General features: G+C 31.0%; 15 protein-coding genes and 2 tRNA genes. 4 read left to right on the top strand and 13 right to left on the bottom strand.

Features of this window, described 5'->3' with window-relative positions; genetic code table 11:
* Nucleotide 1: 1 nt before the first annotated feature.
* The 4 genes from udk to ACQYZ7_RS13030 form a co-directional block, all read right to left on the bottom strand.
* The gene (gene udk, locus ACQYZ7_RS13045; RefSeq protein ID WP_430730219.1) at nucleotides 2–607 is read right to left on the bottom strand and encodes a uridine kinase; all 606 of its coding nucleotides are present in this window, start codon (nucleotides 605–607) and stop codon (nucleotides 2–4) included.
* A 99-nt stretch (nucleotides 608–706) separates the two neighbouring features.
* Nucleotides 707–780 (bottom strand) — tRNA-Thr (locus ACQYZ7_RS13040).
* A gap of 174 nt (nucleotides 781–954) precedes the next feature.
* A tRNA-Pro gene (locus tag ACQYZ7_RS13035) sits at nucleotides 955–1,029 on the bottom strand.
* Nucleotides 1,030–1,175: 146 nt separating this feature from the next.
* Entirely contained in the window at nucleotides 1,176–1,406 is a 231-nt protein-coding gene (locus tag ACQYZ7_RS13030; protein WP_115901993.1) for a hypothetical protein, read from the bottom strand.
* Nucleotides 1,407–1,769: 363 nt separating this feature from the next.
* Here ACQYZ7_RS13030 and ACQYZ7_RS13025 point away from each other — a divergent pair, with 363 nt between their 5' ends.
* Complete coding sequence (locus ACQYZ7_RS13025) at nucleotides 1,770–2,384, top strand: DUF1684 domain-containing protein (protein ID WP_430730161.1); 615 nt, start codon at nucleotides 1,770–1,772, stop codon at nucleotides 2,382–2,384.
* A gap of 28 nt (nucleotides 2,385–2,412) precedes the next feature.
* Here the strand turns inward: ACQYZ7_RS13025 and ACQYZ7_RS13020 are convergent, their stop codons facing one another.
* The 5 genes from ACQYZ7_RS13020 to ACQYZ7_RS13000 all read right to left on the bottom strand — a co-directional run bounded on the left by ACQYZ7_RS13020 (nucleotide 2,413) and on the right by ACQYZ7_RS13000 (nucleotide 6,327).
* Nucleotides 2,413–3,117, bottom strand: coding sequence for a crotonase/enoyl-CoA hydratase family protein (locus tag ACQYZ7_RS13020; RefSeq protein ID WP_430730160.1), 705 nt, complete (start codon nucleotides 3,115–3,117; stop codon nucleotides 2,413–2,415).
* 55 nt (nucleotides 3,118–3,172) lie between these two features.
* Nucleotides 3,173–3,565 (bottom strand): fluoride efflux transporter CrcB, encoded by a 393-nt coding sequence (crcB, locus tag ACQYZ7_RS13015; RefSeq protein ID WP_430730159.1) that lies wholly within the window; start codon nucleotides 3,563–3,565, stop codon nucleotides 3,173–3,175.
* Nucleotides 3,566–3,717: 152 nt separating this feature from the next.
* Nucleotides 3,718–4,743 carry a GyrI-like domain-containing protein gene (locus ACQYZ7_RS13010; protein ID WP_430730158.1) on the bottom strand — a complete coding sequence of 342 codons (1,026 nt, stop codon included), beginning with the start codon at nucleotides 4,741–4,743 and terminating at the stop codon, nucleotides 3,718–3,720.
* Nucleotides 4,744–4,793: 50 nt separating this feature from the next.
* Entirely contained in the window at nucleotides 4,794–5,765 is a 972-nt protein-coding gene (locus tag ACQYZ7_RS13005) for a DoxX family protein (RefSeq protein ID WP_430730157.1), read from the bottom strand.
* Between the two features lie 16 nt (nucleotides 5,766–5,781).
* Entirely contained in the window at nucleotides 5,782–6,327 is a 546-nt protein-coding gene (locus ACQYZ7_RS13000) for a DUF1599 domain-containing protein (RefSeq protein WP_430730156.1), read from the bottom strand.
* Nucleotides 6,328–6,407: 80 nt separating this feature from the next.
* On the opposite strand from ACQYZ7_RS13000, the gene folP reads away from it, so the two are divergent.
* Both folP and cdaA read left to right on the top strand, forming a co-directional pair.
* A complete protein-coding gene (gene folP / locus ACQYZ7_RS12995) occupies nucleotides 6,408–7,226 on the top strand; it encodes a dihydropteroate synthase (RefSeq protein WP_430730155.1) in 819 nt (272 codons plus the stop codon).
* An 82-nt stretch (nucleotides 7,227–7,308) separates the two neighbouring features.
* Nucleotides 7,309–8,091, top strand: coding sequence for a diadenylate cyclase CdaA (cdaA, locus tag ACQYZ7_RS12990; protein WP_430730154.1), 783 nt, complete (start codon nucleotides 7,309–7,311; stop codon nucleotides 8,089–8,091).
* Between the two features lie 46 nt (nucleotides 8,092–8,137).
* On the opposite strand, the gene ACQYZ7_RS12985 is transcribed toward cdaA, so the two are convergent.
* The 3 genes from ACQYZ7_RS12985 to truA all read right to left on the bottom strand — a co-directional run bounded on the left by ACQYZ7_RS12985 (nucleotide 8,138) and on the right by truA (nucleotide 11,143).
* Nucleotides 8,138–8,572, bottom strand: coding sequence for a hypothetical protein (locus ACQYZ7_RS12985; RefSeq protein ID WP_430730153.1), 435 nt, complete (start codon nucleotides 8,570–8,572; stop codon nucleotides 8,138–8,140).
* Nucleotides 8,573–8,642: 70 nt separating this feature from the next.
* Nucleotides 8,643–10,409, bottom strand: a complete 1,767-nt coding sequence (locus ACQYZ7_RS12980) for an ABC transporter ATP-binding protein (RefSeq protein ID WP_430730152.1) — start codon at nucleotides 10,407–10,409, stop codon at nucleotides 8,643–8,645.
* On the bottom strand, nucleotides 10,409–11,143 hold the full coding sequence (gene truA / locus ACQYZ7_RS12975; protein WP_430730151.1) for a tRNA pseudouridine(38-40) synthase TruA: 735 nt from the start codon (nucleotides 11,141–11,143) through the stop codon (nucleotides 10,409–10,411). Before truA ends, ACQYZ7_RS12980 begins: the two co-directional genes overlap by 1 nt.
* 246 nt (nucleotides 11,144–11,389) lie before the next feature.
* On the opposite strand from truA, the gene ACQYZ7_RS12970 reads away from it, so the two are divergent.
* Entirely contained in the window at nucleotides 11,390–11,887 is a 498-nt protein-coding gene (locus ACQYZ7_RS12970) for a metallophosphoesterase family protein (protein ID WP_430730150.1), read from the top strand.
* On the opposite strand, the gene ACQYZ7_RS12965 is transcribed toward ACQYZ7_RS12970, so the two are convergent.
* The gene (locus ACQYZ7_RS12965; protein WP_430730149.1) at nucleotides 11,870–13,696 is read right to left on the bottom strand and encodes a tetratricopeptide repeat-containing sensor histidine kinase; all 1,827 of its coding nucleotides are present in this window, start codon (nucleotides 13,694–13,696) and stop codon (nucleotides 11,870–11,872) included. The two genes, ACQYZ7_RS12970 and ACQYZ7_RS12965, sit on opposite strands and share 18 nt — an antisense overlap.
* Between the last annotated feature and the right edge of the window lies 1 nt (nucleotide 13,697).

The following is a 13,697-nucleotide window of genomic DNA, read 5'->3' as shown; positions in this document are numbered from 1 at the left end:
GTTATAAACGGTCGTTAATTACAGTTCTTACAATGTCTATAGCAACAGTATTATATCTATCGTTAGGTATAATAATGTCAGCATAATTTTTTGTAGGTTCAATGAATTGTTGATGCATGGGTTTTAAGGTGCTTTGATAACGGTTTAAAACTTCATCAACATCTCTGCCTCGTTCTTTAATATCTCTTCTTACACGTCTAATTAAGCGTTCATCAGCATCGGCATGCACAAAAACTTTAATGTCACACAAGTTACGAAGTTCTTTGCTATTAAAAATCAAAATTCCTTCAATTATAATAACTTTTCTAGGGTGTGTTTTTATAGTGTCTTTAGTTCTGTTATGGGCAACAAACGAATATACAGGTTGTTCAATAATGCATCCGTTTTTTAATTCAGTTAGGTGTTGAACCATTAAATCAAAGTCGATTGCTCTTGGATGATCAAAGTTTATCTTAGTACGTTCTTCGTAAGTTAGGTTATCTGTTTGCTTATAGTAAGAGTCTTGAGAGATAACGCATACTTCGTCAGCAGGAAGTTCGTTGATTATTTGGTTTACTACCGTGGTTTTCCCGCTCCCTGTACCTCCAGCAATACCGATAACAAATATATTTTTCATTAAGTTTTTGTAAAAATAGAGTTATGACAAATTTAGCAAATTAAGCGCATAAAAAAAGCGCTAACTTTTTGTTAGCGCTTTTAGTTTTTGAGCCGATGGAGGGACTCGAACCCACGACCTGCTGATTACAAATCAGCTGCTCTAGCCAGCTGAGCTACATCGGCGTTTGCTTTAAAAGCGTGGCAAATATATAATGTTTTTTGAAATTGGAAAAACTTTTTTTAAAAATTTTTAAAGCTTGTTTTTTACAATGGTTTTGGGTGCTTTTTAAGTTGTTGAATTTGAGTTTGTTTTAAGTTTTTAGCGAAGTGATTTTTTTTTGAAAAAAATAAAAGAAGTCGGGATGAGTGGATTCGAACCACCGATCTCTGGTCCCCCAGACCAGCACTTTAACCGGACTAAGCTACATCCCGATGATACAAATATATTTAAAAAAGAAAAAGTTCTAAGTAAATTACTTAGAACTTTATCAAGAATAAATATTATAATGAGAGTGGTAGTTGATGAAACTACTATTCTTATGTATATATCATAAACGAGCTTAAAGGTTGTTTATTGTTTAAGCTGTTAAAGGTTTTCCTTTTAAACGTTTTTCAATACGTTGTTTCACAGCTGTTAAACGCTTCATTAAGTCCATTAACGTGCTGTCTTTTGTTTGTTTATATACCTCATTAATCTCTAGAATCAGAGCTTTTGCTTCTCTAGAGGCTAGTATTCTATCACTAGTAGTAATGAATTTGAATTTTCTGTTTTCAAACTCTTCTGCCTTATTGATTAATTCTGAATTCATAAAATTTACCAATTTAATTTAAAATTTCTTTATTAGGTTATCGTCTGATAAAAGATAAATGCCTAAAATAACTGGGGCGGCAAATATATAGGAAACTTTCTGTTTACAAACAAACAAGCTCATCAATTTGATTTATTAGTTAATAAGTTTTTTTTATAATATAAAAAAAATCTTTTTCTACACTATCTTGTATCAGTTATAAGTATTATCTATAAATATAAATGTAACGATTTTATTTTGTTATTTCAAATTATTAGTAGAAAATTAACAGTTTTCACCTGTTTATTTAATGATTTTTTAAGGAATGGTAAGGTTTTAGTTTGAATACAGTATTTTTGTAGTAAGTTAAAATATAGAATTAAAATGAAAAAAATATTACTATTAATTTTTACTGTTTCAATACTATCTTGCAAGAGTCAAGGTAAAAGAATCGTTCTAGGAGAGTCTGATTTCCAGAAAGAAATGAATGCTAAGTTTAAAGATGCTTCTAGATCACCATTAACTAAAAAAGGATTGAAAGAGTTTAATGGATTAGATTTTTTTCCTATTGATGAGAAGTACAAAGTAAATGCTAGTCTAGAATTATTGCCAGATGCTCCTATTTTTAATTTTCCTACTACAACAGATAGGGTAGTGTTATATAAAAAATACGGGGTATTGTCTTTTTCTGTTGAAGGAGAAGATTTTGAGTTAGCAATTTATCAAGATGTGAAGCCTGATCCAGAGTATGCTAACCACTTATTTTTACCTTTTTTAGATAATACGAATGGAAAAACGTCTTATAAAGGTGGTCGTTTTATAGATGTTTACACAACAGATATAAAGGATGATGATACTATTGTTATAGATTTTAATAAAGCATATAATCCGTACTGTGCATATAGTGATCGCTATTCTTGTCCAATTACTCCAAGTGATAATTATTTGGATATAGAGATTAAAGCAGGAGTAATGGCTTATGAAAAACCTTCTAAATAGAAAAAATCCTGCATATGCAGGATTTTTTCTATTTAGAAGGAGGTGTTAAGCCTTCTTTGATATCTTGTTCAATAGCTTTTTGTAATGAGGCTAAATAAGACTTTCTTACTTTTAGTTTAGTTTCTTTATGTGCTTTTTTGTTTAGTTTTGAAAACATTTCAGCAACCTTTACTGCTGTGGGTAGTAAGTGTTTTTGAGGAACAACTTTATCTAAAAAACCAGCGGTAATAGCATTTTTAGGGTTGTATATTTCTGAGCAACTAACGCTTCTTTCGAAATAAACAGGGGCTAAACGTGCTTTTGCAATTTCGATACCTGCATTATGCATTGTCATACCGATTAAAACTTCATTCAATCCGATTTTAAAGTCACCTTCAATACCTAGCCTATAATCAACAGATAGTAGTAAGAAAGCTCCTTTGGCAACTGCGTGCCCAGAACAAGCTGCAATTATTGGATAAGGGAAAGAAAGCATTCTGTGTGATAATTGAGATCCTTTGGTTACTAGTTCTAAAGCTGATTCAGGAGATTGCGTCATGCTTTTTAAATCGTAACCTGCAGAGAATATCCCTGGTTGTCCTGTTAATATTACTGGTTTCTCTTCTTTTTCAGCTTTATCAAAAGAGATGTTTAAAGCGTCAATCACTTCATGAGAAATAGCGTTAGCTTTTCCGTTTGTAATAGTAATTATTACGTAGCTGTCTTCTGATTTGTATTGTATAAGTTCGCTCATTTATTATATAAATTTTACTCACAAAGTGAGGTTGGTTTTAAAGTTGTGGTATTATTTAAATTGCTTGTGGACTCGTCCAAAGATAATTTACTAAGTAAATCCCTGCAAAAACGGCTAAAAAACCGAAGATAAAACTTGCTATTGTATATATGGCAAAAGAGGTAAAGTCTCCAGATTTTAAAAAGACGTGATTTTCATAAGCAAAGGTTGAAAAAGTGGTAAATCCACCACAAAAGCCAGTAGCTAGTAATAGGGTGTGATTTTGTGTTAACGTATCATTTTTGGCGGCAAGCCCTAAAATAATTCCAATAAGTAAGCTACCAAGAATATTGGCCGTAAAAGTTCCATAAGGAATTCCTGTTTGTGAACTGTTTAAAGCTTTTCCGATGATATATCGTAATACACTTCCTACTCCGCCACCTATAAAAACTAATAGTAATTGTTTCACAAAAAAATATTTCTAAGTTAATAGCTTGGTTTTACTCTTTTATTTATAAGAGATGTTGTAAAAATCTTTACAAGAGCTTTTCATATCATTGCGAAAATAAGAAAACCTCACAAATTTGTGAGGTTTTAATTATGAATAAGTTGTAAAATCAGTTATTCTACAGGGTAATAAATATCTGTTTGAATTTCTTCAGGTTTAACCGTTGTAGGGTCATTTACATATAGTTCCCAAATAGGCCAATTTTGTTTGAGATTATTTTCTTTTAAGTACGTATTGATTTTCATGTGTGCTTCGTAATCACCATCACCATAATTTCCAAATTTAGAAATCATAACACTATTACCAGCAGGTAAGTTAATTGTTTCCATCCCTTTGTCTGGTGTGATAGATTTGTGTAGTAAAAGACCTATAAAAAACTCTGTTTCGTTATTGGTTTCATCATACTTGGTGTAAACAGCAGCAGGAATAAAATCATCTTCACTTAATCCGCTCTTAATAGCGTACGTACCCGCTTTTGGCATATCTTGCATAAATAATTTGGTCATTTCTTGATGATTAATCTTTGTTTTATGTGGGTAACCGATAAAGTTTTTCTCAGTAAGCTCTTTGGTTGTTACTTGACTTGTGGAAAACTTAGGAGCTGTAGGAAGAGTCTCTAAGATTACTTTTTCAAGATTGTTAAGTCCTTTTTCTTCCATAGGACCAAGCATATTATTCCAACCTCCTGATAATGCTGCAAAAAACTTGAAAATAAACGGATTGTTATCAGCTTTCATTCCCCAAGTTACTTTTGTGCCTTCAGAAACTTCTTCAAACGTCCAATAGATATCTCCAGGTTCGTAATCACCAAATGATATTTTTTGGTTGATAGACTTGTTAGGAACTACTGCAACGGTCTTCATTTTTCCAGGACCATCTTTACTTGTCCAGCTATCAGATGCGCCAACTCCTACAGTTTTGTCACCATAAGTAACTACAATAGTAGTGTCTTCTTCATGCCAAGGTCCCCATTTTTCCCATGTCTTTAGGTCGTTAACGGTATTAAAAACATGGCTTATTGGAGCTTTGATAATCTTGTTTCTACTTACATCATAACTGCTAGAAAAGGTAGCTACGTAAATGAGAAATATAACAATTAAGGCGACTAGGAGCAGAAAAAAATACTTTATAAACTTCATGATTATAGTTTTTGATTGAGTTATAAAGTTACTGATTTTTAAATTGTTATCTATAATTCTACATCATCAGCATCGGTCCAGTTCCACTTCCCAACAATGACTCCGTTTTTTACGGTAACAATACCAGGGTTAGCTCTAATTACTGTTTTTAAAGCAGTTTCATCACAAAATCCAAAGGTGTAAGGAAGTTCGTACTCTTTTTGGGTTGCAGCTAAGTCTTCAATATAAGAAGCGGTTAAGACATAAATTTCATAACCTTGTTCACTAGCTTGTTTTGCCACCTGAGAAATATCAGTAATACCATCTTTTTCAGTTTTCTTTAAATTAGACATAATAATAAGCATTGCTTTTTCTTTTGCTAACATTTCATCTAATTTGTCGCCTTCATCTGTTTCTATCATGAAATCATGTATAGGAGGAAGCTCGTCGCTATCTTCTGGGTATTCCATTCCTTTAGCAATATCTGTTCCTATAGAATAAGCTCTAAAATCAATAATTGGTAAATGTTGTAAAACATAATAAGTTACAATTAGTGCTAAAAAGACAGAGCTAAAGGTTGTTAAAGAAGAAAACTTATTTGAAACTAAAGGTTTAATGTGTTTAACTCCTAAAATAAGAATAACAATAAAAACCATAAAAATAACATTCTTGTAAAATGTTTCTCCTGGAGTTAGTTTTAAAGCGTCGCCAAAACAACCACAATCTGTAACTTTATTGTAGGTGTAAGAATACCAAGTTAAAAATAGGAATATTAGATTTATACCAAATAAACTCCAAACGGTAAATTTTTCTTTATAGCCCACTAAAAGCATAATACCTAAAACTAATTCGGTAACAATTAAAAGAATTGAGAAAGGTAAAGCGTAAGGAATTAAGAATTCTAAATTTAATACATCGGCACCAAAGTATTCTTCAAATTTATATTGAGATCCAATAGGGTCTACCAATTTTACAAATCCAGAGTAAATAAAAAGAAGACCTACAAGTACTCTTGAAATATGAGTTAACATTTTTAATATCATATAGGGATGTTTTAGGTTAATTATCTGATTCAGAAAGGTGAATCATGGCAAAAATAGCATAATTAATCATATCTTGATAATTAGCGTCAATTCCTTCAGAAACTAAGGTTTTGCCTTGATTGTTTTCAATTTGTTTTACACGAAGTAGTTTTTGAAGAATTAAGTCGGTCAACGAAGAAATTCTCATATCTCTCCATGCTTCACCATAATCATGGTTTTTGTTCTCCATTAACTCTTTGGTAATTTTTATATGTTTATCATATAAACTTGTTGCCTCTTCAGTTGTCAAATCAGGTTGCTCAACAATACCTAATTCAATTTGAATTAATGCCATTACCGAATAATTGATAATACCAATAAATTCTGATTTTTCTCCTTCATCAACTTTTCGTTCAGTATTTTCTTGTAATTGACGAATGCGTTGTGCTTTTATAAATATTTGATCGGTTAATGAAGGGAGTCTTAAAATTCTCCAAGCACTACCATAATCACTCATTTTTTTTACAAACAAATTTCTACATTCTTCAACTACAGTATCATACTGTTTAGAGGTGTTCTGCATTTTTCTTATTTAAAAGTATTAGACCAAAAATAGTAAATATTACAAGCTTTTCATTTATTTTTACTTGGAAATTTAGCGTGATGACAATTAATTGTAAAGGAACCTTAGTAGATTTAACTAAGCCTAAGGTTATGGGGATTTTAAATGTGACTCCTGATTCTTTTTTTGATGGAGGGAAGTATAAAAATGAACGTGATATTCTTACTCAAACAGAAAAGATGTTGCGAGATGGTGCTACTTTTGTTGATGTGGGGGCACATTCTTCTAGACCAGGAGCAAAACATATATCTGAAGAAGAGGAGTTGCAAAGAATGCTTCCTGTTGTAGAGTTATTAATAAAAAAATTTCCTAAAACTTTTATTTCGGTTGATTCTTTTAGAAGTAGAGTAGTAGAAGAGTCGATATATGCAGGTGCAGCAATTATTAATGATATTTCTGGAGGTAAGATGGATGAGCAAATGTTTGAAACAGTAGCAAAACTTCAAGTTCCATATATAATGATGCATATGAAAGGAACACCGCAAAATATGCAACAAAACCCGCAATATGAAAATGTGGTGACAGAAGTTATTTCTTTTTTTACAGAACAGCTTTTTAAACTTAGAGATTTAAAGGTGAATGATGTAATTATTGATGTTGGTTTTGGTTTTGGAAAAACGCTTGACCAAAATTATGAGCTACTAAAAAAGTTATCGTTGTTTAAAAGCTTAGATGTTCCAGTCTTAACAGGTGTTTCAAGGAAATCAATGTTATATAAGTTGTTAAATACCACACCTCAGGAAGCATTGAATGCTACAACTGTGGCTAATACAATTGCTTTGTTAAATGGAACCCATATTTTAAGAGTACACGATGTAAAGGAGGCTGTTGAAGCGGTTAAAATTGTAGAGCAGTTGTAATAAAATCATTACATTTACTTATCAAGTTGTGTGTAATACCTAAAAGCTTGTTTTTTAAAAGGCTAAAAACTTCAAAAAATTAATGAATTTGGATTTTATCAATTTTTCATTCCTTGATGTGTTAGATATTTTTTTAGTAGCGGTGCTGCTTTATTATATCTATAAATTGTTAAAAGGAACAGTAGCGATTAATATTGTAATAGGAATTGCTTTTATATTTTTAATATGGAAAGTTACACAGGCTTTACATATGGAAATGTTAAGTGGAATTTTAGGTTACCTACTCTCAGGCGGGGTTATTGCACTTATTATTGTGTTTCAACAGGAAATTCGAAAGTTTTTGTTAATGATTGGAACTACTAATTTTTCAACAAAAAAAAGTTTTTTAAATCAACTGAAGTTTTTAAAGACAGAAATTCATTCTGAAACAGATGTTGAAACTATTTTAATGGCCTGCGCTAATTTATCTAAAACAAAAACAGGTGCATTATTAGTTATTGAGAAGACAAATAACTTAGATTTTTTGATTAATACTGGCGATAAAATGAATGCTTTAGTTAACGAAGCAATAATTGAAAGTATTTTTTATAAAAACAGTCCGTTGCATGATGGTGCGACTGTTATTCGTGATAATTACATTGTGGCAACTCGAGTAATATTACCGGTTTCTAACAGCGCTAAAATACCCTCAAGGTTTGGATTACGACATAGGGCAGCTATCGGTGTTAGTGAAAAAACCGATGCAATTTGTTTGTTGGTTTCAGAAGAGACAGGAGAAATTTCGTATATAAAAGATGGAGAATTTGTATTGTATAAATCATTAGAAGAGCTCCATAGAAAACTAGAAAAAGATGTAATGGCATAAAAAAAGCTCGCAATTTGCGAGCTTTTTTTATGATCTGTTCAAAAGATTATTGAGCAGGAGCCATTTTAGATTGAATAGCAGTCATAACTTCACTAAACTTTACAGCATCTTCTTGGCTTAAGTTACCAAGGATGTCTTGTGATTTTTTAGCTAACTCAACACCTTTTTGAGCTAATTCAGAATTTTTTACAACATCACCTTTTGCATCAATGTATGTTTTAGCATACTCAGCATAAGACTGTAAGTATTCACCTACTTTTGGATCTTCAAATTCAGGAATTTCGACACCTTCGATTGCAGAACCTACAGCTTTAGCAGCTTCTTCAGTAGCCTCTTTAGTTTCTTCTGTTGCAGCTTCTTTAGCTTCTTCAGTAGCTTTTTCTACAGTTTCTACAGCATCTTTAGCTTCCTCTTTAGTATTTTTACATGATGTTGCTAATAAAGCACCAACAACAAATACTGATAAAATTACTCTTTTCATCGTTTATTGATTTTTAGTTTTTAAGATTGAATAACAAATGTACTACTTTGATTGATGTAAACAAATTTATTTACACTACTGTTTCACTATTAAACTGCTTTTCGTACAAATTCTTATAATAACCCCCATGTTTTTTTAATAATTCTGTATGATTTCCTTTTTCAACAATGGAACCTTTGTCCATAACGATAATCATATCTGCTTTTTTAATGGTTGCTAAACGATGTGCGATTACAATAGAAGTCCTATTTTTGGTGATTTCATCAGTTGCGTATTGAATCATTTGTTCTGAATGTGTGTCAACTGATGAGGTAGCCTCGTCTAAAATTAAAATGCTAGGTTTACTGACATAGGCGCGTAAAAAGGCAATTAATTGACGTTGACCTGAAGATAACATACCTCCGCGTTCTTTTACATTATAATGATAATTATTAGGAAGAGTCATTATAAAATCGTGAATACCTATCTGTTTTGCTGCTATTTGAACTTCTTCAAGAGAAATACTTTCGTTGTTTAGAGTAATGTTGTTTAAAATGCTATCAGAAAACAAAAATACATCTTGTAGTACTACGGCTACTTTTTGACGTAAAGAAGTTATTTTGTAATCTTCAACTGGAATGTTGTCAATAGATATTTTACCACTATCTATTTCATAAAAACGATTTATAAGATTAATTATGGTTGATTTACCCGCACCTGTAGCTCCTACAATGGCAACGGTTTGTCCTTTTTCAACATTAAAACTAATTCCTTTTAAGATTTCTTCCCCTTTTATATAGCTAAATCGTACGTCTTTAAAGTTAATAGTTCCTTGTATTTTATCAGCAGTAATAGCTCCGTTTTTGTCTATAGAACTCTCAGTATCTATTATATTAAAAACACGTTCGCCAGCTACAATTCCCATTTGTAATTGATTAAACTTATCAGCTATTTGTCTTAAAGGTCTAAAAAGCATTTGAGCCATTTTTATAAAACCGATAATGGCACCAACGCTCACAGCTTTGTCTTCAACAACTTGCAAACCACCATACCATACAATTAATCCTATTGCGATAGAAGAGAGTATTTCTGCGATAGGGAAGAAGATAGAGTAGTACCATACTGTTTTAACATGTGCTTTTTTATGCTTATTGTTAATATCAATAAAGTTTTTATATTCAATTCTTTCTCTGTTAAAGAGTTGAACAATTTTCATTCCTGTAACTCTTTCTTGTACAAAACTGTTTAGATTTGCTACTTGATTACGAACATCCTGAAAGGTAGATTTAATCGCTATTTGAAATAGTTTAGTAGCGTAAATTAATACAGGTAAGGTTGCAAGTGCGATTAATGCTAGCTTCCAGTTTGTATAGAACATTACCATGATTACTACAATCATTTTTAAAACGTCACTAACAATCATAAAGACACCTTGCGTAAAAAAATTAGCAATGGTTTCTATATCAGAAACAACACGAGTTACTAACTTTCCAACTGAAGAGTTGTCAAAATACCCCATTTTAAATTGAAGTATTTTTCTAAAAGTTTTGGCTCTTATGTCTCTAATAATATGCTGTCCCACCCAGTTTGCATAATAAATAAAACTAAACTGAAATAAGACCTGTATAAGTAAAACCACTATCATGGCAATTGTAAAATACAAAAGCCTTGTAATGTCTTTAGTTATTATGAAGTCGTCTATGGCTGTCATTAAAATGACAGGAGTAAGTACAGCAAACCCAGCTAGTAAAATGGTAGATAATGCTGCAATAATAAACCGTACACGGTATTTTTTTGCAAAACTCATAAGTCGTGCAAAAATTTTAATATCAAATGCTTTTCCTGTTGTTTTACTCACTATATATAGTCGTATTTTACTTTTGTTAAAAATAAACCTTTTGCAGGAACTGACACTCCTGCTTTACTTCGATTTTTACTTTCTATAATGTTTTTAAAATTATCTAAGGTTATTTTTTCTAAACCAACATCAATCAAAGTGCCTACAATAGCACGAACCATATTTCTTAAAAAACGATTAGCACTAATATGAAATGTTAATTCATTTCCATTTTTAATCCATATAGCATTGGTTACTTTACAGTTAAATGTATGTACATCTGTTTTTACTTTTGAAAAACATTCAAAATCTTCGTAATCGTAAAGTACCGCAGCAGCTTTATTCATTAACGCTATATTCAACTGCTGATGGTGTAATTGCCAAGTAGTATCTAACAAAAACGGATTCCTACCTAGCCAAATTTTGTATTCATAACTTCTGCTAAGTGCATCAAAACGAGCATGTGCATCGTTATGCATTAATAGTGTATTAAATATAACAATGTCGTCGGGTAAAATAGCGTTTAATCTGTAAGTAAAATTATCGTTCAATGGAGTTTCTACATCAAAATGAGCGAACATTTGTGATGCGTGTACACCAGCATCAGTTCTTCCTGCTCCAACAATGTTTACTTCTTTCCTTAAAATAGTGCTAATAGCCTTGTTTATTTTTTCTTGAACTGAAATCGCGTGTGGCTGTATTTGCCAACCGTGATAATTTTTTCCGTTGTATGCTAATTCAATAAAATACCTCAAGAAGTGTGATTTTTTAAAGAGCTAAATTATAAAAATCTAATTTGAAAAAGACTAGAGAAAGGAGTTAAAATAACGTTTTTGAGTTTTATTAACATATGTTAACAGATTAACTGGTTGTTTGCACTATTTTTGTCACCTTTTAGAATAAGATAGTGAATTCCCCTTTCATTAAATCCCCTTAGTATAAAGAAATCCATGATGTAATGTCGTGGGTTTTTTATTTTATAATTCATTAGCTTTGCTTTAATGAAGAAAATTTTACTCCTTTCTGATACACACAGTTTTATTGATGATCAAATTTTAAAGTTTGTAAAGCAAGTTGATGAGGTTTGGCATGCAGGTGATATTGGAGACCTACAAGTTACTGATAGAATAAAAAGCCTAAAACCACTTAGAGCGGTGTATGGAAATATTGACGATAAAAATGCAAGGGCTGAATTTCCGTTAGATAATAAATTTATTGTTGATGATGTTTTGGTTTGGATAACTCATATTGGAGGTTATCCGAATAAATATAATCAAAGAGTTCGAGAAGAGTTAAAAAATAATACACCACAATTGTTTATTTGTGGGCATTCACATATTTTAAAGGTTCAGTACGATAAAAAGTTAAACTTACTTCATTTAAACCCTGGAGCAGCTGGGAAGCATGGGTTTCATAAGGTTAGAACAATGCTTCGTTTTGAAATAGATAATGGTAATGTGAAAAATATGGAAATTATCGAGCTAGCTAACAGAAGTTAATTTATTGAGTTTTTTTTCTTTACTTAGTATAGGAACAGCAATATGTATAGAAGTACCTATATTTATTTCAGATTTAATAGTTAGCTTACCATCCATCATATGAATTCTAGCTTCAACTTGATTAAGACCAATACCATCAGAAAAAGAAGAAGACGAGGTAGAAAATCCTACCCCATCATCCTTAACGAGAACGGTTAGTTGATTCTTCTCTTCCTTTAAATCTATTTGCGCATGTTTGGCTTTACTGTGCTTCAAAATATTATTGATCAACTCTTGAATCACATTAAATATTTTTATTTCAAATTCTTGGTTGTATCTATTAATGTTTTTTGCAGAAACCTCAAGTTTTAACTGGCTGTTAGAGTATTTTTTAACAACGTCCTTAATAGCATATTCTAATCCGAATTTTAGTAAAATAGAAGAAACTAAATTATGAGATAAGTCTCTAACTTTTTGAGAGGCCTCAGAAATAATAGCTTGTGTTTTTTCTATTTCTTGTGGAGCATCTCCGTCAAATTGTTTTTTTGTAGCTGTTAAATGCATGTTAGCTGAAGATAGCAATGCGCTGACATTGTCGTGTAATATTTCTGCTATGAGTTTTCGTTCGGTTTCTTTTCCGTCTATTGTAGCGTTAAGAATTTTAACTTGAGCATCCGATCTAACTTTCTCAAGATTTTGTTGTTGTATAAGTTTACTTTCAGAAAGTTTAAGGCTTAGGTTTTTTTGACGAAGCTTATAATTGTAAATGATTACTCCAGAAACTATTAAAACTAAAAAACTTAAAACACCAAAAAGCATAGATGTTTTGGCTTCTTGTGCTTCTTCTAGTTTTCGCTGCTCTTCAACTAAGGCAGTTTTTTCTTTTTCTAGATCTACTTTTTGCTGAGCATAGACCTGTTCTACAGTTTTTCTAATTTCTTTGTCTCTTCTGTCATCCTTAATTAAATATGATTTTTCTTGATAGTCATAAGCTGTATAGTCTTTCATCTTATATAATGCCCAAGCTAAGTTAAAATACAAATCCTCTTTGAATCTAACGGCTTCATCAGTAGTATCTTTTTCTATTAAATTTATTGCGTTTAAATAGATTAATTTAGCGTCATTAAACTTTTTCTCTTCTAAATAAATACTGGCTAGATTTCCTAATGCTGCCGCTTCGTATATTTTATTATTATATTTTCTTCTTATCTCAATAGCTTTTCTTGCATACTGTCTAGCTGTTTTATAAGAGGATTCATAAAGGTAGATTCCTGATAGATTATTATAAGCTGAGGCTTTTATGTTTTCTAATTCATTACTATGAAAGTTTAAATCAATTATTTTAGAGTAATAGTTTTTAGCACTATCTAATTCTTGTAGTCTAAAGAATTCATAACCAGATCTTAATAAGCTTTTTGCATATTTGGTTTTATTTTTTGAAAGGATGTTGTTGTTTTCGTTAAAGCCACTATTTATAAGAGATATTTCTAAAGATTTTTTAAAATGAAATAAAGCTTTTTCATGATTATTAATCTTTCTAAATATTTCTCCTATCTGATAATGGCACAAATAACTTAATTCAGGATTTTTATTAGTATCTATTTTATTTAATAAGGCTAACGCGTTTCTTAATGATTGAGAGTACTTTTCGTTAGAATATAATTTTTTTACAGTTTTAAATTCTTGATTTAGTATAGAATCACGTTTTTGAAAATAAGAATAATCTTTGTAGTTGTTTGCTTCAATTGATAAGCAACAACCAAATATTGAAAGAAGAAAATATAAACCTATAAGGTTTAAAAGTTGAGGTTTGTTGCTTCTGTTAGGCATT

The organism is Tenacibaculum sp. SDUM215027, from assembly GCF_050566205.1.
GTDB lineage: Bacteria > Bacteroidota > Bacteroidia > Flavobacteriales > Flavobacteriaceae > Polaribacter.
The sequence above is the reverse complement of the archived record's forward strand: the minus strand, read 5'-3'. Positions and strand labels throughout refer to the sequence as shown.

What these genes read in the sequence shown, in the direction of transcription:
- ACQYZ7_RS13030 (WP_115901993.1), bottom strand. Translation starts at nt 1,406, where the DNA reads ATGAATTCAGAATTAATCAATAAGGCAGAAGAGTTTGAAAACAGAAAA.
- ACQYZ7_RS13025 (WP_430730161.1), top strand. Translation starts at nt 1,770, where the DNA reads ATGAAAAAAATATTACTATTAATTTTTACTGTTTCAATACTATCTTGC.
- ACQYZ7_RS13020 (WP_430730160.1), bottom strand. Translation starts at nt 3,117, where the DNA reads ATGAGCGAACTTATACAATACAAATCAGAAGACAGCTACGTAATAATT.
- ACQYZ7_RS13010 (WP_430730158.1), bottom strand. Translation starts at nt 4,743, where the DNA reads ATGAAGTTTATAAAGTATTTTTTTCTGCTCCTAGTCGCCTTAATTGTT.
- ACQYZ7_RS13005 (WP_430730157.1), bottom strand. Translation starts at nt 5,765, where the DNA reads ATGATATTAAAAATGTTAACTCATATTTCAAGAGTACTTGTAGGTCTT.
- ACQYZ7_RS13000 (WP_430730156.1), bottom strand. Translation starts at nt 6,327, where the DNA reads ATGCAGAACACCTCTAAACAGTATGATACTGTAGTTGAAGAATGTAGA.
- folP (WP_430730155.1), top strand. Translation starts at nt 6,408, where the DNA reads ATGACAATTAATTGTAAAGGAACCTTAGTAGATTTAACTAAGCCTAAG.
- cdaA (WP_430730154.1), top strand. Translation starts at nt 7,309, where the DNA reads ATGAATTTGGATTTTATCAATTTTTCATTCCTTGATGTGTTAGATATT.
- ACQYZ7_RS12985 (WP_430730153.1), bottom strand. Translation starts at nt 8,572, where the DNA reads ATGAAAAGAGTAATTTTATCAGTATTTGTTGTTGGTGCTTTATTAGCA.
- ACQYZ7_RS12970 (WP_430730150.1), top strand. Translation starts at nt 11,390, where the DNA reads ATGAAGAAAATTTTACTCCTTTCTGATACACACAGTTTTATTGATGAT.
- ACQYZ7_RS12965 (WP_430730149.1), bottom strand. Translation starts at nt 13,696, where the DNA reads ATGCCTAACAGAAGCAACAAACCTCAACTTTTAAACCTTATAGGTTTA.